Consider the following 20,398-nt stretch of genomic DNA (forward strand, 5'->3'; position numbering starts at 1 on the left):
AGGTTTGTGCCTTTTTTATAGACTAAAGTATTGATTTTTCAAGGTTCAGCACACCAATCGGTGTGGGAAGTTTGAGTTAGGATATTAAAAAATAATAAATTTTTGGACATATAAAAATAAATCAAAAACAATCAAAATAAATCAAAATTATGCAGAGTGCACAAGTTGAAATCAAGAAAATTGTGGAATAGTATGATTGACTTTGAATGAATTTGATTATATAATACAATTACAAATAAGACAGGAGGAAATGAAATGATTTATACAGTCACGTTCAATCCGTCACTGGATTATATCGTTTCGGTGGAGGATTTTAAACTGGGGATAACGAACCGGACGAGTTCGGAGCTGATGTTGCCGGGAGGTAAGGGAATTAATGTTTCGACAGTGCTGGGGAATCTCGGAATTGAAAATACCGCTCTGGGATTTGCGGCGGGATTTACGGGCGAAGAGATTATTCGTCAAGTGGAACATATGGGAATCCGTTCGGATTTCATCATGGTGCCGGATGGCATTTCGAGAATCAACTTGAAATTGAAGTCTATTGACGGGACAGAGATTAACGGCTGCGGTCCTGAAATCAGCGAAGCGGCGGTGGCAGAGCTGATGGAGAAGCTGGAAGTACTGGGAGAAGAGGATGTGCTTGTGCTTGCAGGGAGTATTCCAAGCTCTATGCCAGATGATATTTATCGACGGATTCTGAAGCGGCTGCAGGGCAGAGGCGTAACGGCTGTGGTGGATGCGACAAAGGATCTGCTGCTGAATGTGTTGGAGTACCGTCCGTTTCTGGTGAAGCCCAATAACCATGAGCTGGGAGAAATCTTTCAGGTGGAACTTTGGGACAGGAAGTCTGTGGTTTCGTATGCAAGAAAGCTTCAGGAAATGGGCGCACAGAATGTGCTGGTGTCTATGGCTGGGGAAGGAGCAGTGCTGGCGGCACAGGACGGGACAGTATATGAAACTCCTGCGCCGGAGGGAACGCTGGTAAATGGAGTGGGCGCAGGGGATTCTATGGTGGCAGGATTTTTGGCAGGATGGATGGAGAAACAGGATTTTAGGCATGCATTTTACATGGGAGTTTCCGCGGGGAGTGCGAGTGCATTTTCGGAACGGCTAGCGACGCGGGAAGAGATTAAGCATATATATGTGCAGATGACAGATAAATAAGGAGGGAACAGGATATGAGAATTGCGGAACTGATGGATAAGAGGAGCATAGAGATTGGGGGAAGGCCGAAGGATAAAAAGGAAGCGCTGGATCAGATGATTGCTCTCATGCTGAAAAGCGGAAAGATTAAGGATGAAGAAGCATACCGCAGACAGGTATATGCGAGGGAGGAAGAGGGGACAACTGGAATTGGTGAGGGGATTGCAATTCCTCATGGGCGCTGTGATGCGGTAGAAAAACCAGGGCTGGCGGCGATGGTTGTGAAAGGCGGGGTGGATTTTGATGCTCTGGACGGGGAGCCGGTTACACTGATTTTCCTGATTGCGGCGCCGAACACGAAGGATAATGTGCACCTGGATATGTTGAGTAAGTTGTCTGTGATGATGATGGATGAAGAGTTCCAGGCAGCGCTTCGGAACGCGGGGACACCCGAGGAATTTCTGGAAATCATTGATAAGGCAGATGCAGAAACAGCAAGTATTGACGAGCGTCTTGCGGATACGGGGACAGCAGACGATTCGCAGGTGAAGATTTTAGCGGTTACTTCCTGCCCGACGGGCATTGCCCATACCTATATGGCGGCAGAAGGGCTTGAAAAGGCCGCAAAGGAAAAGAACTGTTATGTGAAAATAGAGACGCGCGGTTCCGGGGGTGCGAAGAATGTTCTCACAGCAAAGGACATAGAAGAAGCGGCCTGTATTATCGTAGCGGCAGACGCACAGGTTCCGATGGAACGTTTTGACGGGAAAAAAGTGATTGAGTGCCAGGTTTCTGATGGAATCAGTAAAGCAGGAGAACTTCTTGAGCGCGCCATTTCAGGAAATGCACCTGTTTATCACAGTGCTTCGAAAACGTCTGCATCGCCGCAGGCAGCAAAAAAAAGCGGCGGTATCGGGCATCAGATTTATACACAGTTAATGAATGGAGTGTCCCATATGCTTCCGTTTGTTGTGGGAGGCGGTATCCTGATTGCAATCGCATTTCTGATTGACAGCCTGAATGTGGATATGAATGCGTTGGATGTAGCAGAGAGAGGAAATTTCGGTACAATTACGCCGTTGGCTGCATGGTTTAAAAATCTGGGCGGCGTGGCGTTTGGGTTCATGCTTCCGGTGCTTGCCGGATTTATCGCGATAGCAGTCGGAGACAGGCCGGCGCTGGCGCTTGGGTTTGTGGGAGGAATGATTGCGGCAAATGGGAAATCCGGATTTCTGGGCGCGCTTGTGGCAGGTTTTGCAGCGGGATATATAATTATTTTGCTCCGTAAAGTTTGTGACAATCTGCCGGAATTTCTTGAGAAAATTGCTCCGGTGCTGATTTATCCGCTAGTCGGTATTCTGCTTATGGGACTTTTGATGGCATTTGTGGTTGAGCCTGTCATGGGCGGTATTAATACGGCTTTAAATAATGGATTGACAGGGATGGGAAGTTCAAGTAAAGTAGTTTTAGGATTGATTTTGGGCGCAATGATGGCAGTTGACATGGGAGGTCCGTTCAACAAAGCAGCTTATGTATTTGGCGCTGCAGCGATTGCGGCAGGGAACTATGATATCATGGCAGCCGTGATGATTGGAGGAATGACCCCGCCGTGCGCGATTGCACTTGCGACGATTCTCTTTAAGAAGAAGTTCACAAAAGAGGAAAGAGAGTCAGGACCGGCAAACTTTATCATGGGGCTGGCATTTATTACAGAAGGGGCGATTCCGTTTGCAGCATCTGATCCGCTCCGTGTGCTTCCGGCTTGTATTGCAGGTTCAGGAATTGCGGGTGCACTGTCTATGCTGTTTAACTGTACATTGATGGCGCCTCACGGTGGAATCTTTGTGTTCCCGGTAGTAGGAAATGCACCGATGTATGTGGTGGCGCTGGCAGCAGGAACTGCAGTATCTGCCTTATTGCTTGGGGTATTGAAAAGAGAAGCGGCGTAAAACATAAATATCCAGGGATTCCAGCCTGTAAACCGTTTGTGGCGGGGGCTGGATTCTTTGGCATTTTGCAGCATTAGAAGGAGAAAAGGATGTTATCAGAACAAAGGCAGGAGATGATTTTAAAGTTTCTGGAAGAAAAGCGCGGCATTATGGTGAGTGAGCTGACGGAACTTTTAGATATTTCAGAATCTACAGCAAGGCGGGATATCACAGTATTGGACAGGGCCGGAAAGCTGGTGAAGGTATTTGGGGGAGCGGTGGCAGTGGAGAACAATGTGCTGTCCAGGGAGCCCACCGTGGCTCAGAAAGAGGAAGTCTGCCGGGAAGAGAAGATGCGGATTGCCCGGTATGCCGCCAGGCTGATTCGCGGGGAAGATTTTGTCTATCTGGATGCAGGGACGACTACGGGCTATATACTGGATTTTCTGGAAGAAACAGGCGCTACGTTCGTGACAAATGCGGTATCCCATGCCCAGAGGCTTGCCGCCAGGGGAATTCATGTGCTTCTGGTGGGAGGGACGCTGAAAGGATCTACAGAAGCGGTCGTAGGAACGACGGCAGCTCTGATGCTGCATGACTATCATTTTACAGTGGGATTTTTTGGGGCGAACGGGGTGAGCAGGTCTGCCGGGTTTACAACGCCGGATGTAAACGAGGCTCTTGTGAAAAAGACTGCGGCAGGGCAGTGCCGGAAATCCTATGTCCTCTGTGATCACACGAAATTCCATGTGGTGAGTCCGGTAACATTTGCCAGGCTTTCAGGGAAAACTATTCTTACGGATGAGTGCCCGGAAGAATTCCGGGATGTGGAGGGAATCGTAGTTTGTCCATGAAAATAGTAGGGCACAGATGTCCATTTCCTTCCAAAGCTGGCAAATGGGTCTTGAAATTGCCTGTCCGGCAATGTATAATACAGAACATAAGGGGAAACTATACTATTTCCCAAATACCGAGATATCGAAAACATAAGGAAAAGGAGAGAAAGACATGAAATCATTTAATTACGTAATCACAGATGAAGTTGGAATCCATGCAAGACCGGCAGGGATTTTGGTGAAGGAGGCGAAAAAATACGCTTCAACGATTATGATTGTAAAAGGCGAGAAAAAAGCAGACGCATCCAGGCTGATGGCTCTGATGGGATTAGGCGTAAAATGCGGTGAAGAAGTGACAGTGGAAGTATCCGGCGATGATGAAGATACAGCATGTGCAGAGATGGAAGCATTCTTCAAAGCAAACTTATAAGAAGCGGATTTTTGAAAAGAATAGGAAAGGGAGGGCTGCCGGGAAAGCGGCCTTCTTTTTTTGTTAAGTTGGTTGAACGCTTCATGTACCGTTTTGAGAAACAAGAAGTATAAAAATTTATTTCATTTTGGGAGAAATGGATATTTTGACGCAAAGACTGAAGCCGGGTGCGAAAAAACGGATTGCCTGGATGGTGGACAGGCTCAATAAAAATCTAAAACCAATGTAAAAGTTAAGTGTGATTTATTGGCATAAGATACATTTACAATCAGAAGTTATAGAGGAGGCTATCATGCTTGATATAATACCTGGCACAGAGCAAATGACAACTTTAGTATGGGAAATCTTTATGCATCATACCCTGCCGGAGCGGCCGCGGAGAGAATTCTGCAGTCTTCCCTGAATATTTATCTGTTCTGGGTTGACGGGGCAAATGGAAGATGATAAGATAAGAAACGGCACTACAATATCATGTGCTATCCCTGCGGTTAAATACTAAATATAGGGATTGAGTTTTCATGCTGAAAGGACAGATAGAAATGAGGTATCATAATATAACGAAGGACGATATGCTGAATGGGGATGGCCTGCGGGTGGTTTTGTGGGTGGCCGGATGCAGCCATTGCTGCAAGGACTGCCATAACCCGGTTACCTGGGATCCTAATGGAGGGCTGCATTTTGGCAGGAAGGCGAAGCAGGAGATATTTGACGAGCTGGAGAAAAGTTATGTTTCCGGGCTGACGCTTAGCGGGGGAGACCCGCTGTATCCGGGAAACCGCTTGGATGTAGAAGGCTTGGTAAGGGAAGTAAAGGAAAAATTTCCGGATAAGACCATCTGGCTGTATACAGGAGGACTCTGGGAAAAAGAAAATAAGTATCCCCTGGTGAAGTACCTGGATGTTATGGTGGATGGCGAGTATGAAAGAGACAGAAGAAATACGCAGCTTTATTGGAGAGGAAGCGCAAACCAAAGGGTGATAGATGTGCAAAAGTCTTTGGCAAAAGGCGAAGCAGTGCTATATTGTGATTAATGGGAGAGTAAGTCTGGAAATAGATTTCCAGACCCGGCAACAGAAAGGGGAAAAGATGAAACGGATTGCAAAATTCTACAAAGTCAGTTTTGAGCAGTTTGCAGAAGGGTGGTTGGGAGAGTTTCCGGATTCTAATAGAGAAGAAGCCGGGAAGATTTATGAAGAAATTAAGCTCCCGCGTCGGGCGACTGTCGGTTCGGCAGGGTATGATTTTTTTGCCCCGTCAGATTTTGTGCTGGCACCTGGAAGAACGATAAAGATACCTACAGGAATCCGGGTGGAGATGGAAGAAGACTGGGTGTTGAAATGTTACCCGAGGAGTGGACTGGGATTCAAATTCCGCCTTCAGCTTAATAATACGGTGGGTATTATTGACAGCGATTATTTTTATTCAGATAATGAAGGCCATATTTTTGTAAAGCTTACAAATGACACGAATGAAAACAAGACAGTGTGCGTGAAAAAGGGAACGGGTTTTATGCAGGGGATTTTTGTGGAATATGGGATTACAGTGGATGATGAGGTGACAGATATCCGTAATGGCGGTTTGGGGAGTACGACTGCTGCTCGGGGATAGAAGTGCTGTGCCTTATCATTAAGAGGAGGAATGGGAGTATGCGTAAGAGACGAAAGAAAACGGGGTTTTTATTTGTTTTGGTATTTTTTGCTGCCATTTGTATAGGCCAGCCGGTTTTGGCGGCAAAGGTCAAGGCTCCGACAGGGCTGAAAGCGGATTATGACAAAAATTATATAAAACTTACCTGGAAGAAAGTGCCGAAGGCAAGGGGATATGTGGTGTACCGTTACAGCAGTACAGCGGGACAGTACATCAGAGTAAAGTCAACGAGAAAAAACTATCATAGTATGTCAGGCTTGCCGGAAGGGACGCTGTACCGTTTTAAAGTGAAGGCTTATCGGAAAATTGGAGGGGAAACTTATTACAGCAAGTATAGTAAAAGGCTTCAGTTACGGACAAAGAAGCAGAAGACGAAAAAGGTATCTACGATTAAGAAATACCTGAAGTCAGCAATACAGCCTTTGGGAAAAGTAGTTTATGTGTGGGGAGGCGGTTGGAGCACCGACGGCCTGGGAGGAAGCACAGAGGCTCGGAGTATGGGTGTGAGCAAGAAATGGACAAGATTTTTTAATGCCCAGACAAAGGATTATAACTATATCAATACGCAGTATCAACGGCATGACGGGCTGGACTGCTCAGGGTATGTGGGCTGGACGATTTATAATATCATGAATACCAAAAGCGGAAATAATGGCTATGTGATGTCGGCAAAAGATATGGCGCGGAATTATGCTTCCAGGGGCTGGGGGAAATATATCAAGCGGGCAAGTGTGAAGGATTACAAGCCTGGAGATATCATGAGCAGCGCTTGTAGTGACTGCGGACATGTCTGGATTGTGATTGGTGAGTGTAAAGACGGCAGCGTAGTAGCGCTGCATTCATCCTCAAGCCAGGGAGTTCAGCTGTCAGGAACGGTGGCGCCGGATGGAAGGACGAAAAGCGAGGCAGCAGAACTGGCGCAGAAATATATGGAGCAGTATTTTCCAAAGTGGAGTGAAAAGTTCAGCCATCGGCTGAGAGACGAAAAGTATCTGAGCCATTTCTGTCAAATGCGCTGGAATGTAAGCGGAAAATCGATTATGACAGACCCGGACGGTTATCAGAAAATGACGGCGGAGCAGGTTCTTAATGATTTGCTGGGACCGCTGAAAGAGGAGCCGGAGCCGTTGCCAGTGCCGGAACCTGAAATGCCGCCTGAAACACAGCCTGAGACGCCGTCGCAGCCTGAAACGCAGAAGGTGCTGGAAATGCAGTCTCAGGTGAAAACGGAAGAGCAGCCGGAATGGTGGCTAGAGCCGGAAACGGAACAGGAAATATGCGTAAATTAGAAAATAATAATAGAAGATATTCGAGAGGGGAGCATCAGCTCCTCTTTCCGCATTTGTAATCCTACAAAATTTCACTTGCTATTTGACGGAGATTTTGATATAATTATTTGCATCGGAGTGTGGCGTAGCTTGGTAGCGCGCTCGGCTGGGGGCCGAGAGGTCGCAAGTTCAAATCTTGTCACTCCGATTTTTATATGATTAGAATAGCAGTGAATGCTATAGAAGCATAGGAAGAGGGTGTCTCAAAAGTCATGAAGTGACTTAAGGGATTGCCCTCTTTTTTCTGCAAAAAATGGAGAGCGGTTACTACTTAAGATTATATTATGAACCAGTTCAATTACCACTGCATTTTGAAGATTTCATTCCTCTGTGAAATTGACCGTATTGTGTCTGAAGAAAATGAAATTCATTTAAGTAATGATTTGGGAAAGATGGGTGAAAACAGCTGGTACATGTAGGAAATCGTAAATATATAACAGAGGCCGGGTATCCTGCAGAATGAATTGAAAAAGAAAGCAAAGGTTGTTGGCGGTTCCGTGGGTTTTGATAAAAATTTGTTTTTCGTGAATCCTTTTTCGAATGTATACCGTCTAATAGGTGTAAGGAAAAACAAAATAGGAAGGGGGTGTTTTCCGGTTGAGGTATTTGGTGGTAAAGGCGCAGAAAAAGAATGAAGCAGCCTTTGTGCAGCTAATGGAGATGAATAAGCAGGGGATGTACAAAGTGGCAAAGTCTTATCTGCACCATGAAGAGGATGTAGCAGATGCTATGCAGAATACGATACTTATTTGTTATGAAAAATTGGCAACGCTGCGTGAGCCGCAGTATTTCAAAACATGGATGATACGGATTCTGATTAATGAATGTAAGGATATTCTTAGAAAGAACAGGGAACTTTGCCTGATGGATGAACTGCCCGAAGCAGAGGGAAGAGATATGGAACAGGAGAATCTGGAGTTTATGGAGCTTCTGAAATCGATGGATGAAAAGTACCGGACGCTATTGATTCTTTACTATGTGGAGGGGTTTAATACCCGGGAGATTGCAGAGCTTCTGGAGTTGAATGAGCATACTGTAAAAACGCGGCTTGTACGGGCGAGAAGGAGTTTTGCAAAGGAATATCAAGGTGAAAATATTATCGTAGGGGGCAGAACGTATGAAAGGATATAGCGAAAAAGAAATGAAACGGATTTTGAGGCAGGATTTGGTACTTCCAGAGGAAGTGAATGATAAAGTATACGGTGCGTACAGTAGCCTGAGCGGGCAGGAATACTGGCCGGCAAGAACACGTTCCTACAGGAAATGGCTTCTGGTGGGAACGGCTGCAGCTATGCTTGCAGTGACTTCTCTGGGAGTGCTTGCAGCAAACGGATTTTTTACAAAACAAACAGTAGAGCAGGAGAACAAACTTTCCTATGATTTTCAGATGAATTATGAACTGACTCCCTGTGAGGTGAAAGCAGTTCCGGGATATATCCCGGAGGGGTATACAGAGTATGGAGAGGGAAAATACGATAAGGATGGGGAGCACAAAAACGGGATTTCCATATGTGAGGTCAATGCGGCATGGCTGAATGCAGAAGCAGAGTTCCTACAGGTGGAGAATCTGAAAGATTTGGAAAAAACTACACTGGCAAATATGGAAGCCCATGTGCTCACACTGGATTTTGATAGCAGCAGAACTCAGTATGGATTTGATAAGAGGATTTATCTGTTTAATCCGACAGATGGCTATATCGTGGTTGTGTACGGCGGAAATGATATTCCTATGGATGAGCTGAAGAAGGTGGCAGACAATCTGGATGTAACAGTAGACGAGAGCCAGCCGCTGGAATATGTAGATAAGGAACTGAAAGCGAAAGAGGATGCAGCTAAAGAAGAGTATGAAGCACGGCAGAAAGCAGCCCGGGCAAAAGGAGCAGGCGCAGATCAGGTGGCTCAGATTGGAGAGGTATTCCAGAACAAGATTCACAGCGGCGTGGAGACGACAGTTGTGAGTGCGCGCTTGGTAGATTCTGTAGAAGGCTATGCAAAAGAGAATTTCTTTGATTATGACGGAGAGATGTCCTATTGGGTAAATGAGGACGGGACATTGAAGGCTTATGAGAGAATGACTTGCGCTCAGGAAAGTATGGAGGAAGTCTCACGGGAGACAACAGGACAGAAAATTCTTGAGGTGAAGTTTAAAGCGGAAAACCAGTCACAGAAAACGGTAGATTATTGGATGGGCGCGGGCAGGCTGAGCCGGATGGAAGCACAGGCTGACGGTACTTACAAATATCCTGATTTCTACACAGAGGCAGTGGATCGGGATCATGGCCTGATACAGTCAGAGGCTTCTCCGGTCTGGGTAGATAAGCCGCAGCATACCGGAGAGAACAGAAACCATTTCTTCTACCGTGATATACAGCCGGGGGAGACACTGGAATATACGGTGCTTTATGTGGTAGACGAGGATATGACAGGCAATATGTATCTGAACTTTAACAGCTTAGATGAACATGAATATGATTTCTTTGTGGATATAAGCGTGAAATAGGGGAATGGAAGTAATGAGAAAGGCGGTCAGATGAAAGTCTGGCAGCCTTTCGGTAGTCAAATCAGAAAAAGCCGCTCAAAAATGGGCGGCTTCCATTATGCAGAAAATGAAAGGGGCTGTTGCAAAAGTAGATGAATAATCTACTGGAGCAGCAGCTCCATTTTTATACCCCAAAAACAGAAAACGGGCTCCGAAGAGTCCGCAATCTATAGTATAATTAATTATGGGTTAAACCAGATAGGGATAAAAATAGATATGTACTGGCAGGAGCATAGATTTTCTCCTGCCACGCCTATATTCAGGCGGTTTGACGTGTGGTACGCTGCATATATTCCTGTTCCATTTCCCGCATTTCCTCGTCCGTTGGGATGTCCACAATCCCGACATAGGAATAGCATTTACGCTCTTGCGAAAACTGTGGTGACAGTGATGATGTCATCGTCGATCTTCGCAAAAATTTCGCCATTCATCTTGCGCATGAGCTGTCTGCAAATGTAAAGCCCCAGCCCGTTGCCGCCAATGTTTCCCGCATTTGCTCCGCGCCAAAAGCTCTCGAAAATATGTGGCAAATCGTCCTTCTCAAGCGTACAACCGCCATTCATGATTGCAATTTGGACGCATTCGTCGTCTTTGGGGAAAATCAATTCCACACGTCTGCCATCGCCGTATTTGAGGGCATTTTCAATAATGTTTTGCATCACTTCAACGCTCCTGCTCAAATCCCCCGATAGCAGACAGTTTTTATATTTTCCAATAATAAAATCTGTTTTGATAAGCGCCAGTTTTTCCCTGTAATATCCCGCGATTTTTTCAACAAGTTCCGAAAGATAAAACTCGCCCATGTTCACTTCAAGGCTGAAGAAATCTTCTCTTGAAGCCGTTATAATCTGTGAAACATAGCCCTCGATCTCGTCCGCTTTTTCGTTGATGTTTTCAGCGATTTTGTGCTGCTTTTCCGCGTCCAAATACAAATTTTTCGACAGTGCTGCCGAGTACAATTTTATAGCGGAAAGCGGCGTTTTAATATCGTGCGAGAGCGATAGCAGCAGTGTTTTCTTTTCTTTCTGCATTTCCAGTTCGCGCTGCTTTTGCTGTTCTATATTTTCACGGAGAATATCGATCCCCCAAAGAAATTTTCCGAAAAAACGGTTTTTCGTTTCCTTTATCGGCGCGGCGAGATTACCCTTTGAAAGCTCGTAAGGGATACCGCTCAGACGTTCAAAGGGCATAAGAATTGCGAATTTTATATAAAGTAAAACCGTTATGATTAAAATCGCCATAACAACGAGAACGGCATTTACAATTCCTGTAAGCTGCGTTTTTTCGGAGTAGCTGTTTGTATTGTAATCAAAACGATAAAGTTCTCCGTTTATTTCACAGATAACATAGTCGCTGTCCGTGCTGTAAAATTTTTCTCCGTATCGCTCAATATTTGTTACATACTCACATTCGGAAATGTAGGCAGAACCATTTGCTTCTATTTCACGGGCAAGACGGCTTATCTCCACCCGATATTGCCTGCTCCCATCGGTTTTGTCGGCAGCAAGAATCATATTCACGACAGCAAACAATAGGATTATAGCAACTGTAACTGCCGAAAAAAATCTGTTAAACGCTTTCATATTTATAACCCACCCCCCATACAGTCACTATTTTTTTAGGATTTTTAGGGGCGTCCTCTATTTTCTGCCGCAGCCATTTTATGTGTACCGTCAGTGTCTGTTGTTCTGAAAAGCTGTCGCTGCCCCAGACCTGTTCAAAAATGTATTCCTTGCTCAAAGCCCTGCCCTTATTCTCCATCAAAAGCAGGAGCAGCTCAAATTCCTTCGCGGTCATTTCGAGTTCTTTTTCGTTTTTGTAAACGGCACGGCTCGCCTTATTTATGCGTATATTGCCGTCAGTAATTTCGTCAAGAGCGTATCGTCGCTTAAAAATCCCGCTTATTTTTGCGAGCATAATATCAATATCATATGGCTTTTCTATATAATCGTCTGCGCCGAGATTCAGTCCGTTCAGCTTGTCATCCTTTTCCGTTTTCGCACTTACAATCAATACGGGCGTGTTGCTCGACCTGCGAATTTTTTCCAGAACATAAAATCCGTCCTTATCGGGCAGCATGATGTCAAGCACGACAAGCCTTGCGCCGTATCTTTCGTACAGCAGCAAGGCTTTTTCGGCTGTTTGAACCGCCGATACCGTATAATTTTCCGCACGGAGAAAATCACACAGCAGGTCGGCAAGCTCCTTGTTGTCCTCAACAATGAGAATATCCATATTACCACCCTAATTCCAGAAGCCAGTTATTCAATGCGCGCTCCCGTTCTCTTATCTGCGTGGAACAGTCGCTTAAGTCGTACTCTCCCTTTATGTTTCCGTCAACAATGTACATGACCCTTGTACATTTTGCCGCGACCTTAACATCGTGAGTAACGAGCATGATTGTTGTTCCCTCAGAATTTAATTTTACAAGCTCTTCCATTACCTCGTCGGAGGAAGCGCGGTTCAAAGCCCCTGTCGGCTCGTCGGCAAAAATCATTTTCGGGTCGTTTATCATACTGCGGCAGATACATGCCCGCTGAAGCTGACCGCCCGAAACCTCGTTGATGTCGTTGTCGGCAATGTCGATAATGCCGAGTCTGCGCATGAAATCCTGGCCGCGCCGCGCCGTTTCCCTGCGGGGTTCACGCTGTTTTTTGGATTGCGTTGCAGGAAGTATGATATTATCCAATATGGTGAGGTTTTTCAGCATATACATTTGCTGAAAGATAAAACCCATTTCGTCAAGGCGCAGGTCTGCAAGTTCTTTTTCTCCTATCCCTGCGATATTTTTCCCACAGAAACTCACTTCTCCTGCGGTAAAATTATCCATGCCCGAAACTGCGTACAGCAGCGTGGATTTTCCAGAGCCTGACGGACCCATAACGGCGACCATTTCTCCCTCGCCAATCGTGAAATTTACGTTTTTCAATACGTTGTTCTGCCGCTTGTTTACGATATACGTTTTGCAGAGGTCTTTTACTTCGAGAATATTCATAATTGATTCTTCCTTTCATTATTTAATGCTTGCCGTATCGGAGGATTTGATTTTTCTTGTGTATAGAGAGGTCAAAAACGCGCTTACGGCTGTGGCGGTAAGGACGATAACGGGGAATACTGCGTATATCTCCACAGGGTTTTGCATATATTCTACGCCCATTTCAAGCCCCATCGTCCCGAAAATAGGGTCGAAGAAAAGCTTTGTAAGGGGCATACCCAAAAACTCCGCAAGAAGTACAGCCGCCGCTGCCGCAATGAAAAATTTTAACGTGTACTGTCCGTATATTTTGGCGTTCCTAATGCCGATGGCTTTCAAAAGGGCGATCTCCGCCTGCTCCTTTGCGATAAAGGAACGCTCCATAAGCACGGTTATAAGTGCGGCTAAAATTACCGTAAGGACGGCGGACATTTTTTTAACCGCGTCTATGGCGTCGCCGACTCCGGTGTTGTCCTTTACGGTTTCGCCCGCTGTTTTAACGCTTGAAAACTTAGGATAAAGCTCCTTGATCTTTTCAATTCTGCTTAATACTTCCTTATCGTCGGGGCCGTCGGTAAATTTTATCTGTGTACCGGGGGAGCCGCTTGCTGCGATATAGTTGATATCGCAGTCGGTATGAACCCTTACGGATATGCCCTGATTGACCATTGACTGATACAGAGCGGTTATGATGAACTCCGCCGTTTCACCTGTTGGGTAGGACAAGGTAACGGTATCGCCTATTTCCGCCTTAAGCTGTTTTGCCAAAAGGGTCGTCACTGCAATTTCGCCGCTGTTTTGGGGAGGAGTACCCTCTAAATATTCGTACATATCCATTGTTGTTCCCGTACCCTGAAGTATAGCTGTCTTGCTTTCATATTCGCCGTATCTTATCATCGTATAAATATAATATTCCGTCATACATTCCGCGGGCATACCGTTTTCCGCAAGGGTCTGCTCCATGTCCTCAAGATATTTTTCAACCCTTTCATGTCCGTCCTCAGCCATAAATTTCATAGCTTCGTCGCCAATGTCCGTAACGGCGTGGCAGTCCGCCATCCCAAAATATTTCAGCAGCTTTCCGCTTTTAAGAGATGCCGTGACATTGGAAAGCATGATCAGCAGCGACATACACAGAAAAAACGTAAAGGTAATGACAGCGTAGCGTTTGGGACTGCTTACAATATCGTTTGCGGCAAGGAAAGCCGTCGTGCCAAGCCGCGATCTTCCAAGGCTCATAACGCTCTTTTTGCGGAAGCGTTCCCCCGTCTGCCCGTTTCTTACAGCATCGATCGGGGACATTTTACTCACCCTACCCGTGCAGCCGAGACAGAACAGGAGAATGACAGCCGCTACCAGAACCGCGCAGCCGATATTGACAAAAGCGTTACTGCCGCTGTCTATTATAATAAACTCCGTGGAACGATTGATAAGCATTTTCCCAAACGGGTAGCTAAGTATCAGGCCGAGTGCTGCGCCGACAATGGAAATAGCGGCGTATTTTGTAAGGTACAGTCCCCGAATTTTTATGTTGCGTATGCCCATTGCTTTCATAACGCCTATCTCGCGGAACTCCTCGGAGATGGTAAAGGCTATGGTGAACCGCAGCACCGCAAAGGATATGATTATGAGAATAAGGCTTATTGCAAGGATAAAACTCATGATTATCATATCAAAAATATAGGCTTGATCCACCATCTCCGCATCGCCCGAAAAGGTAAAGCCATCGGATAGATCCGCGATCTGGGACAGGGTTCTGTCAAGGTCGGCGGTGTGTATGTATAAGAATTTTCCGCCATACGTATTTTTTATCGTCTCATCGGACATATATTCGTCAAAGTCCTCGCCGTTCAGGATAAACCTTTTAATGCCCATCAATTCCGTGCCGCAGACAGCGTCCCTGAAACTACCCGCAAAGGTAAATTCGCGGCTTACGCCCTCTATTTCGACAGTAATTTTGTCGCCTACCTTAAGTCCCATGTTTTTCTCTATGAAACGGGTAGCGTAAATTTCCCCTTTCGGCACGCTTTTAAGAATACTTTCGTCGTCCAGAAAATAATTTATCCCCATATCTCTGTCGCTCTGTAATACTAATTTCTGACTGAGGTTGGAAGCGTTAAGCGGTTCGCCGACTCGCGTAATATTGGACTGGGACATCGAGACAAACTCCTCGATACGGAACTCGTCTATCGCAGAGGCGTTTTCAAGTGTCCCGCAAATATCCTGGTCGGAGGATTTGTTTTCGCTAAATGCGAAATAATCGGGCACGTCCGCCATTTCAAAATAGCTGTCCAGCGCAGTCGTCACGGTGATGATGTTACTCACGCCGGAGGACATGAACATCGACGCGAGTATAATAAATACTAGTAGTATCACGTTCATCGCCCTTTTGCGCTTAAGGTCTTTTTTCAGTATTTGTAAATACATTTCCGTTGCTCCTTTCGCTTTGTGATTCGATTGTAGCATAGAAGTTATTAAATAATCCTTAAATCGGTTTGCGGCAATCAAATTATGCGTGATGATGAAAATCATTTACCCATTACCAATGTTTATTAGCCTAATTTCTCCGCATATTTTTCTCCCCGCCCTATGCCAGCAAATAATTTTACATAAAGACGGAAAAGCAAATCTATTTCGTCCTTGTTGAAATCTGTAAATAGCAACTTCAAAAACTGTGAATGGCGTTCTCCTATTTCTTCGGCATATTGACCTACTTTATCGGTTAGCTCAATACGGACAGAATTATTTCCCTCTAATAGCAAACGGACAAATCCTTTCTTTTCAAGAGTTAAAGCTAATTTTTTTATATTCTGTCTGGAACAGCCCATAAGATTTCCGATATTTGTTAATGTTCGTGGCTCTGGGCAGCAAGCTGTTATTGCAGGTAATAACCATTGCTTTAGGGATATTTCCGTTTGAAGTTTTTCACCCGCTGTCTGCATGCAATTTTGTAGTATAAAGATACATGAAAATATCGCTTGTACTCTGTGTTCGGTATTACAGTCATATTCTTCAAAGAGTTCGTCCATTTTCATCTATTTTTCCTTCGTATTTAGTAGTAACAAGTTCCTGCCGAATAGCATAGTAACTCATTACTGCCATGTCAATATATTCTGAAAAAAATCACTATTAAATTCAGATGCTTCCCGAAAGAAAAGCGACAGAGCTTTTCCCCTCTGTCGCCTTGCTGTCTATGTGTAAATAATTTCATCATATACAATCTCCCTAGCACACGCCCTTATGTTATTCATTCTTCCTGTCCATTCTAAGGCGTTTTCTGCCTTTAGCTGTTCTGTGATACCCTGTGCCTGTTTCATGCCCTCTATGAGCCTTTCAAAGTGTTCCTGCGCCTGCCTGTCAATGTCGGCAAGATAAGCGCCCTGCCTGCCGATTGTAAGAAGATTGGTATATGTAACCTTTCGGTACTGCTTCAGATAATCCAAATGCCGCTGTCCCCATATGCCTATGGGCTGTTCTTCTTTGGCGGGTACAGTCAAACACGGTATTAAATAATCGCCTTTCCTTTCGTATCTGCCGCCCAGTTCCTCAAATAATGATTTTGTCATTTTCTATTTCCTCCAAATAAGATATTCACTCCACATTATGGTGTCTGTTGTCTTAAACACAATTTTTAGTTTTCTCCTTATCTGGTTTCACTCATAAATGAGCATATTAAAAAATTTATGTAGACAGTGAATTAGAAGAGGCGGCAACTATTCGGAATTTTCGAATAGTTCAGACGGAAGGCTCACGTCAGGTTACTCGTGATACGAAGCATTATAATCTTCAAATGATTATTGCTGTTGGATTTAAGGTGAACAATGAGCGAGCTGTACAGTTTCGCAAGTGGGCAAATTTATGACCGAACTGCAAAAACAACAAAGCAGTTCTTTGCAAAGGTACAGAACAAGATGCACTATGCGGTGCGCGGACATACGGCAGCAGAGTTGATTTACGAGCGTGCGGATGCAGATAAGCCGCATATGGGACTGACCACATGGGCAGCAGCACCGGAAATGCGTTCGTTAGAGCGTATCGTCTGCATATCTGGATTTGGCAGAAGATCGTGCAGAGCGCCATATCCCTATGACAATGGAAGATTGGGCGAAGCGACTTAATTTGTTCCTTATGGCAGATGACAGAGAAGTTTTGCAAGATGCAGGCAAAATCACAGCAGAGAGTGCCAAGGCAAAAGCTGAAACTGAGTTTGAAAAATATCGTGTAGTTCAGGACAGATTGTTCATGTCCGATTTTGATAAGTACATGCTGGAATTGGAAGAGAATGCGAAGAAGTAGAATGATTGCTTCTACCTTTTGATGCTGAATTTTCCGGTATAATAAGGTCGAGTGCATGGAAACAGTGCTATCAGCTAGGCCTAAAAATAGCCGTTGACCTGTTTACTATTTATCCGGGATTCTGTATCAACTTCGCCGGACTGGATATCTAACAGTGTGCATCCACTCAGGGGAAAATTTCCCGCAGCGGGAATGATGAAGATAAGCTGAGTACCCAAATCGAGTACGCAGGTCAGAGAAGACCTGTGCAAAGCTTAAGCTGTCCGTCAATATAGCGTTTGGATTCAATATTCTTCAATATCCGTTCCCTTCTCTGCCCGCTGCCGTATGCCATTTATCGGCTGCCATGCAGCGGGGCAGCCAAGGGAAAAAGTAACTGCCGCCCGTGCCAACCAATTGGCACAATGGGCGGCTTTCACTATGCAGAAAATGAAAAAAGCCTTGAAAACCAAGACTTTTTAAAAAGCTGAAAAAGGGACTTGAACCCTCGACCCCTTCATTACGAGTGAAGTGCTCTACCAACTGAGCTATTTCAGCCTGTCCTGCAGTACCATGTAACTGCTGACTGGATTATTATATCTTTTTTTACGGCATTTTGCAAGTACTTTTTTTTATACATGTTTTTTAGTCGGAGATAATATACTGTAAGGAAAAAAATCTGGAGATTTTTCTATGGTTAATAAACAAAAACTTCTCGGACTAACGAAAATTGCCCTGATTTTCCTGCTGGCGTTTTTTGCCGGACGGCTGGCGGCAAGCCGCTTTTCACCTGCAGCGAGTTCCAGGGTGCAGCCTGAAGCAGACAACTGGGGCTTGAGCTTTCAGGAGGAAGGACAGCCGCCCATAGCAAATGCATCTGTCCAAGAACTGGAGCAGTATGACGCCTACTATGCCGAGGATACGGAAGAGAAAGTGCTCTACCTCACCTTTGACTGCGGCTATGAAAACGGCAATACGCCCCTGATACTGGATGCGCTGAAAAAACATAACGTACCCGCCACATTTTTTGTGGTAGGAACTTTTATACGGGATTCGCCTGACATGGTAAAGCGGATGGCAGAAGAGGGACATACGGTCGGTAACCATACATACCATCATCCAGACATGTCAAAAATTTCCACACTGGATACATTTTCAAAAGAACTTCAGGATGTGGAGTCGATTTACAGGGAACTCACGGGTAAGGACATGATTAAATACTATCGGCCCCCACAGGGGAAATACAGTACAGATAATCTACAGATGGCAAAAGATTTGGGATACCATACCTTTTTCTGGAGCCTTGCCTATGTGGATTGGTATCAGGACAAACAGCCGAGCCGGGAAGAAGCTTTTGAGAAACTTCTTGGACGCATCCATCCGGGAGCGATCGTCCTCCTACATAATACTTCAAGCACAAATGGACAGATTCTTGATGAACTTCTGACAAAATGGGAAGAAATGGGATACTCATTTAAGTCTCTAGATCAGCTAATTTCCGCATCAGCTTCCTGAGTGTCTTTTATGCGGTCTATGATGAACTGCTTTACCTGTTCCTGTTCCATATCCAGGGCGACGGCAAGCTCTCCATAGAGGTTTGATTCAGCGAGATGGAGATATTTTTCATCCCCTGTAGTCACTTTTTTTCCGGCAGCCACCCTGGATTGTTTTCTGAGGTACGTGGTTTTTATGATTTTGACCAGCTCCAGGCAGTCACATTTCCTGAGGGCATCTTTGTAATAAGATTCTCGTTTTCTTTCATCGGGAACCCACAGTGTCTCGATATCTGTCATATCGTCAATCAGCGCTATAGCTTCGTCTTTGCTGATAACCGGGCGGATAATCGCTTTCTGGTTGTCTACCGGAGTGAAAACTTTCCCACCTAGTATGTGGCACGGCTCCAGCGTATAATAGAGACGGTCATCGGGAGCGCCTGGTAAGTTCAGGCATCCCACGTCAGTTACTTTGCATACGCCCTGTGAGCCATAGACAACAAATTCTCCTACATGAAACATATTTATCCCTCCTTAAGCAGATGTCCGGTAATGTACTTTAAAACCAGGAAGGCTCTGTATAGATTTGTTAAGTTCCGGACAATTGCATTTTTTATATATTCTAAGCATATCACATTGTTGATAAAAATGTCAGTGTTTTTTTGGAAAAAATAAATTTTATTTTACAGTTCAGACATCTATTAAATGGGAAAAAAGATTTTTGTACACATGGGGCATTTCCATGTGGTCTATACAGTGAGGACTTTTGTGACGAAAATGCAGGAAAAAAATTGCGAAACAGAAAAAAATACTTTATAATAAAAGCAAGGATTCAGAAAATACATAAGAAGAGGAGAGGCGGAATGAAAAAATTCTGGAAGGAGTTCAAGACATTTATCAGTCGGGGGAATGTCATGGATATGGCAGTTGGTATCATTATAGGAGGCGCTTTTACGGGAATCGTATCATCGCTGGTAGAGGATATCATTTCTCCGGTTCTGGGACTGTTTGGCGGGCTGAATTTTGACAAGCTGAGTGTTACGCTTATGGGGGAAGTGACACTGAACTATGGGAAATTTATCACGGCAATTATTAATTTCCTTATCATGGCGTTGGTGATTTTCAGTATTGTTAAAGCTATGAACGCCGCGTCATCAAGGATGAAGCCCAGGGAAGAAACAGCGGCGCCCAGAACGAAGACATGTCCGTTTTGCAGGAGCGAGATAGCGCTGGAGGCGGTAAGGTGTCCGCATTGTACATCAATTCTGGAAGAAGATTTAGAAAGAAAGGAGATAAAGGATGAAACTGGCAATCGGGAATGACCACGCGGCAGTAGAAATGAAAAATGAAATCGTCAAATATCTGGAGGGAAAGGGGTATGAGATAATAAATGTGGGAACAGATACAAATGAGAGCTGCAACTATGCAGAGTATGGCGAAAAGGTTGCGAACCTTGTAGCTTCGAAAGAAGCAGACTATGGAGTGCTTATTTGCGGCACCGGCGTAGGGATTTCGCTGGCGGCAAACAAGGTGAACGGCATCCGTGCCTGCGTGTGCAGCGAGCCGGTGACAGCGCGGCTTTCCAAACAGCATAATAACAGCAATGTGCTTGCATTCGGAGCACGTATCATCGGAATCGAGACGGCAAAAGCGATTGTGGACGGCTGGCTGGAGACAGAGTATGAAGGTGGGCGGCACGACATGAGGGTGTCCTATCTTACAGAGATTGAAAAGAAACAGAAATATGTTGAAAAATAATAAGGTGTTTTATTGTCAGGCGTTATCAAAGGTCTTCTATGATG

23 protein-coding genes, 2 tRNA genes and 1 pseudogene are annotated in these 20,398 nt (G+C 45.0%); 18 read left to right on the forward strand and 8 right to left on the reverse strand.

Going from position 1 to position 20,398, the window contains the following annotated elements:
- Positions 1 to 255 precede the first annotated feature (255 nt).
- From pfkB to NFR99_RS05225, 12 genes and pseudogenes are all read left to right on the forward strand, one after another.
- Entirely contained in the window at positions 256 to 1,167 is a 912-nt protein-coding gene (gene pfkB / locus NFR99_RS05175; protein ID WP_251353071.1) for a 1-phosphofructokinase, read from the forward strand.
- Between the two features lie 14 nt (positions 1,168 to 1,181).
- Positions 1,182 to 3,095 (forward strand): PTS fructose transporter subunit IIABC, encoded by a 1,914-nt coding sequence (locus tag NFR99_RS05180; RefSeq protein WP_251353073.1) that lies wholly within the window; start codon positions 1,182 to 1,184, stop codon positions 3,093 to 3,095.
- 89 nt (positions 3,096 to 3,184) lie between these two features.
- Positions 3,185 to 3,928, forward strand: a complete 744-nt coding sequence (locus NFR99_RS05185; protein WP_251353075.1) for a DeoR/GlpR family DNA-binding transcription regulator — start codon at positions 3,185 to 3,187, stop codon at positions 3,926 to 3,928.
- Between the two features lie 154 nt (positions 3,929 to 4,082).
- On the forward strand, positions 4,083 to 4,340 hold the full coding sequence (locus NFR99_RS05190; protein WP_120483700.1) for an HPr family phosphocarrier protein: 258 nt from the start codon (positions 4,083 to 4,085) through the stop codon (positions 4,338 to 4,340).
- A 141-nt stretch (positions 4,341 to 4,481) separates the two neighbouring features.
- Positions 4,482 to 4,569 (forward strand): annotated as a pseudogene (locus NFR99_RS15655) (YdeI/OmpD-associated family protein); the annotation flags it as partial.
- Positions 4,570 to 4,879: 310 nt separating this feature from the next.
- The gene (nrdG, locus tag NFR99_RS05195) at positions 4,880 to 5,371 is read left to right on the forward strand and encodes an anaerobic ribonucleoside-triphosphate reductase activating protein (protein WP_120483708.1); all 492 of its coding nucleotides are present in this window, start codon (positions 4,880 to 4,882) and stop codon (positions 5,369 to 5,371) included.
- Positions 5,372 to 5,426: 55 nt separating this feature from the next.
- The gene (locus tag NFR99_RS05200) at positions 5,427 to 5,948 is read left to right on the forward strand and encodes a dCTP deaminase/dUTPase family protein (RefSeq protein WP_251353077.1); all 522 of its coding nucleotides are present in this window, start codon (positions 5,427 to 5,429) and stop codon (positions 5,946 to 5,948) included.
- 38 nt (positions 5,949 to 5,986) lie between these two features.
- Positions 5,987 to 7,276 carry a fibronectin type III domain-containing protein gene (locus tag NFR99_RS05205; protein WP_120483699.1) on the forward strand — a complete coding sequence of 430 codons (1,290 nt, stop codon included), beginning with the start codon at positions 5,987 to 5,989 and terminating at the stop codon, positions 7,274 to 7,276.
- A gap of 113 nt (positions 7,277 to 7,389) precedes the next feature.
- Positions 7,390 to 7,463 (forward strand) — tRNA-Pro (locus NFR99_RS05210).
- Between the two features lie 316 nt (positions 7,464 to 7,779).
- On the forward strand, positions 7,780 to 7,950 hold the full coding sequence (locus NFR99_RS05215; RefSeq protein ID WP_251353079.1) for a hypothetical protein: 171 nt from the start codon (positions 7,780 to 7,782) through the stop codon (positions 7,948 to 7,950).
- Positions 7,913 to 8,446 carry an RNA polymerase sigma factor gene (locus NFR99_RS05220; protein WP_135976872.1) on the forward strand — a complete coding sequence of 178 codons (534 nt, stop codon included), beginning with the start codon at positions 7,913 to 7,915 and terminating at the stop codon, positions 8,444 to 8,446. Before NFR99_RS05215 ends, NFR99_RS05220 begins: the two co-directional genes overlap by 38 nt.
- Positions 8,433 to 9,815, forward strand: a complete 1,383-nt coding sequence (locus NFR99_RS05225; protein WP_251353081.1) for a DUF4367 domain-containing protein — start codon at positions 8,433 to 8,435, stop codon at positions 9,813 to 9,815. Before NFR99_RS05220 ends, NFR99_RS05225 begins: the two co-directional genes overlap by 14 nt.
- 398 nt (positions 9,816 to 10,213) lie before the next feature.
- Here the strand turns inward: NFR99_RS05225 and NFR99_RS05230 are convergent, their stop codons facing one another.
- The 6 genes from NFR99_RS05230 to NFR99_RS05255 all read right to left on the reverse strand — a co-directional run bounded on the left by NFR99_RS05230 (position 10,214) and on the right by NFR99_RS05255 (position 16,394).
- A complete protein-coding gene (locus NFR99_RS05230) occupies positions 10,214 to 11,437 on the reverse strand; it encodes a sensor histidine kinase (protein ID WP_135976871.1) in 1,224 nt (407 codons plus the stop codon).
- Complete coding sequence (locus NFR99_RS05235; protein WP_251353083.1) at positions 11,424 to 12,089, reverse strand: response regulator transcription factor; 666 nt, start codon at positions 12,087 to 12,089, stop codon at positions 11,424 to 11,426. The genes NFR99_RS05230 and NFR99_RS05235 overlap by 14 nt, the downstream gene beginning before the upstream one ends.
- 1 nt (position 12,090) lies before the next feature.
- The gene (locus NFR99_RS05240) at positions 12,091 to 12,849 is read right to left on the reverse strand and encodes an ABC transporter ATP-binding protein (RefSeq protein ID WP_251353085.1); all 759 of its coding nucleotides are present in this window, start codon (positions 12,847 to 12,849) and stop codon (positions 12,091 to 12,093) included.
- 18 nt (positions 12,850 to 12,867) lie between these two features.
- Positions 12,868 to 15,255 (reverse strand): ABC transporter permease, encoded by a 2,388-nt coding sequence (locus tag NFR99_RS05245; RefSeq protein WP_251353086.1) that lies wholly within the window; start codon positions 15,253 to 15,255, stop codon positions 12,868 to 12,870.
- A 125-nt stretch (positions 15,256 to 15,380) separates the two neighbouring features.
- Complete coding sequence (locus tag NFR99_RS05250; RefSeq protein ID WP_120483692.1) at positions 15,381 to 15,863, reverse strand: helix-turn-helix domain-containing protein; 483 nt, start codon at positions 15,861 to 15,863, stop codon at positions 15,381 to 15,383.
- A gap of 156 nt (positions 15,864 to 16,019) precedes the next feature.
- A complete protein-coding gene (locus NFR99_RS05255; protein ID WP_251353088.1) occupies positions 16,020 to 16,394 on the reverse strand; it encodes a TnpV protein in 375 nt (124 codons plus the stop codon).
- Between the two features lie 164 nt (positions 16,395 to 16,558).
- Here NFR99_RS05255 and rhuM (NFR99_RS15660) point away from each other — a divergent pair, with 164 nt between their 5' ends.
- From rhuM (NFR99_RS15660) to rhuM (NFR99_RS15670), 3 genes are read left to right on the forward strand one after another with little or no spacing between them, the layout of a single operon-like run.
- Positions 16,559 to 16,690, forward strand: a complete 132-nt coding sequence (gene rhuM / locus NFR99_RS15660; RefSeq protein ID WP_330642116.1) for a RhuM family protein — start codon at positions 16,559 to 16,561, stop codon at positions 16,688 to 16,690.
- Positions 16,650 to 16,946 carry a RhuM family protein gene (rhuM, locus tag NFR99_RS15665; RefSeq protein WP_330642107.1) on the forward strand — a complete coding sequence of 99 codons (297 nt, stop codon included), beginning with the start codon at positions 16,650 to 16,652 and terminating at the stop codon, positions 16,944 to 16,946. The genes rhuM (NFR99_RS15660) and rhuM (NFR99_RS15665) overlap by 41 nt, the downstream gene beginning before the upstream one ends.
- A complete protein-coding gene (gene rhuM / locus NFR99_RS15670) occupies positions 16,921 to 17,124 on the forward strand; it encodes a RhuM family protein (RefSeq protein ID WP_330642117.1) in 204 nt (67 codons plus the stop codon). Before rhuM (NFR99_RS15665) ends, rhuM (NFR99_RS15670) begins: the two co-directional genes overlap by 26 nt.
- A 464-nt stretch (positions 17,125 to 17,588) precedes the next feature.
- Here the strand turns inward: rhuM (NFR99_RS15670) and NFR99_RS05265 are convergent.
- Positions 17,589 to 17,661: transfer RNA gene (locus NFR99_RS05265), tRNA-Thr, on the reverse strand.
- Between the two features lie 135 nt (positions 17,662 to 17,796).
- On the opposite strand from NFR99_RS05265, the gene NFR99_RS05270 reads away from it, so the two are divergent.
- Positions 17,797 to 18,618 carry a polysaccharide deacetylase family protein gene (locus NFR99_RS05270; protein WP_120483690.1) on the forward strand — a complete coding sequence of 274 codons (822 nt, stop codon included), beginning with the start codon at positions 17,797 to 17,799 and terminating at the stop codon, positions 18,616 to 18,618.
- Here NFR99_RS05270 and NFR99_RS05275 read toward each other — a convergent pair.
- Positions 18,591 to 19,118, reverse strand: a complete 528-nt coding sequence (locus NFR99_RS05275; RefSeq protein WP_120483689.1) for a CarD family transcriptional regulator — start codon at positions 19,116 to 19,118, stop codon at positions 18,591 to 18,593. The genes NFR99_RS05270 and NFR99_RS05275 overlap by 28 nt on opposite strands.
- A 341-nt stretch (positions 19,119 to 19,459) precedes the next feature.
- Between NFR99_RS05275 and mscL the strand changes: the two genes are divergently transcribed.
- Together mscL and rpiB are read left to right on the forward strand one after the other, a co-directional pair.
- The gene (mscL, locus tag NFR99_RS05280; protein ID WP_135975784.1) at positions 19,460 to 19,918 is read left to right on the forward strand and encodes a large conductance mechanosensitive channel protein MscL; all 459 of its coding nucleotides are present in this window, start codon (positions 19,460 to 19,462) and stop codon (positions 19,916 to 19,918) included.
- Positions 19,896 to 20,354, forward strand: coding sequence for a ribose 5-phosphate isomerase B (gene rpiB / locus NFR99_RS05285; protein ID WP_120483687.1), 459 nt, complete (start codon positions 19,896 to 19,898; stop codon positions 20,352 to 20,354). Before mscL ends, rpiB begins: the two co-directional genes overlap by 23 nt.
- Positions 20,355 to 20,398 lie beyond the last annotated feature (44 nt).

The sequence above is a fragment of the Hominisplanchenecus murintestinalis genome, from assembly GCF_943193015.1.
GTDB classification, from domain to species: Bacteria; Bacillota; Clostridia; order Lachnospirales; family Lachnospiraceae; genus Hominisplanchenecus_A; species Hominisplanchenecus_A murintestinalis.

Excerpts from the sequence above, each read along its gene's own strand:
- mscL (WP_135975784.1), top strand. The coding sequence starts at position 19,460 with ATGAAAAAATTCTGGAAGGAGTTCAAGACATTTATCAGTCGGGGGAAT.
- NFR99_RS05225 (WP_251353081.1), top strand. The coding sequence starts at position 8,433 with ATGAAAGGATATAGCGAAAAAGAAATGAAACGGATTTTGAGGCAGGAT.
- NFR99_RS05235 (WP_251353083.1), bottom strand. The coding sequence starts at position 12,089 with ATGGATATTCTCATTGTTGAGGACAACAAGGAGCTTGCCGACCTGCTG.
- NFR99_RS05200 (WP_251353077.1), top strand. The coding sequence starts at position 5,427 with ATGAAACGGATTGCAAAATTCTACAAAGTCAGTTTTGAGCAGTTTGCA.
- pfkB (WP_251353071.1), top strand. The coding sequence starts at position 256 with ATGATTTATACAGTCACGTTCAATCCGTCACTGGATTATATCGTTTCG.
- NFR99_RS05250 (WP_120483692.1), bottom strand. The coding sequence starts at position 15,863 with ATGAAAATGGACGAACTCTTTGAAGAATATGACTGTAATACCGAACAC.
- rhuM (WP_330642117.1), top strand. The coding sequence starts at position 16,921 with ATGGAAGATTGGGCGAAGCGACTTAATTTGTTCCTTATGGCAGATGAC.
- NFR99_RS05190 (WP_120483700.1), top strand. The coding sequence starts at position 4,083 with ATGAAATCATTTAATTACGTAATCACAGATGAAGTTGGAATCCATGCA.
- NFR99_RS05270 (WP_120483690.1), top strand. The coding sequence starts at position 17,797 with ATGGTTAATAAACAAAAACTTCTCGGACTAACGAAAATTGCCCTGATT.
- nrdG (WP_120483708.1), top strand. The coding sequence starts at position 4,880 with ATGAGGTATCATAATATAACGAAGGACGATATGCTGAATGGGGATGGC.
- rpiB (WP_120483687.1), top strand. The coding sequence starts at position 19,896 with ATGAAACTGGCAATCGGGAATGACCACGCGGCAGTAGAAATGAAAAAT.
- NFR99_RS05245 (WP_251353086.1), bottom strand. The coding sequence starts at position 15,255 with ATGTATTTACAAATACTGAAAAAAGACCTTAAGCGCAAAAGGGCGATG.
- NFR99_RS05275 (WP_120483689.1), bottom strand. The coding sequence starts at position 19,118 with ATGTTTCATGTAGGAGAATTTGTTGTCTATGGCTCACAGGGCGTATGC.
- NFR99_RS05205 (WP_120483699.1), top strand. The coding sequence starts at position 5,987 with ATGCGTAAGAGACGAAAGAAAACGGGGTTTTTATTTGTTTTGGTATTT.
- NFR99_RS05255 (WP_251353088.1), bottom strand. The coding sequence starts at position 16,394 with ATGACAAAATCATTATTTGAGGAACTGGGCGGCAGATACGAAAGGAAA.
- NFR99_RS05230 (WP_135976871.1), bottom strand. The coding sequence starts at position 11,437 with ATGAAAGCGTTTAACAGATTTTTTTCGGCAGTTACAGTTGCTATAATC.
- NFR99_RS05180 (WP_251353073.1), top strand. The coding sequence starts at position 1,182 with ATGAGAATTGCGGAACTGATGGATAAGAGGAGCATAGAGATTGGGGGA.
- rhuM (WP_330642107.1), top strand. The coding sequence starts at position 16,650 with ATGAGCGAGCTGTACAGTTTCGCAAGTGGGCAAATTTATGACCGAACT.
- NFR99_RS05240 (WP_251353085.1), bottom strand. The coding sequence starts at position 12,849 with ATGAATATTCTCGAAGTAAAAGACCTCTGCAAAACGTATATCGTAAAC.
- NFR99_RS05185 (WP_251353075.1), top strand. The coding sequence starts at position 3,185 with ATGTTATCAGAACAAAGGCAGGAGATGATTTTAAAGTTTCTGGAAGAA.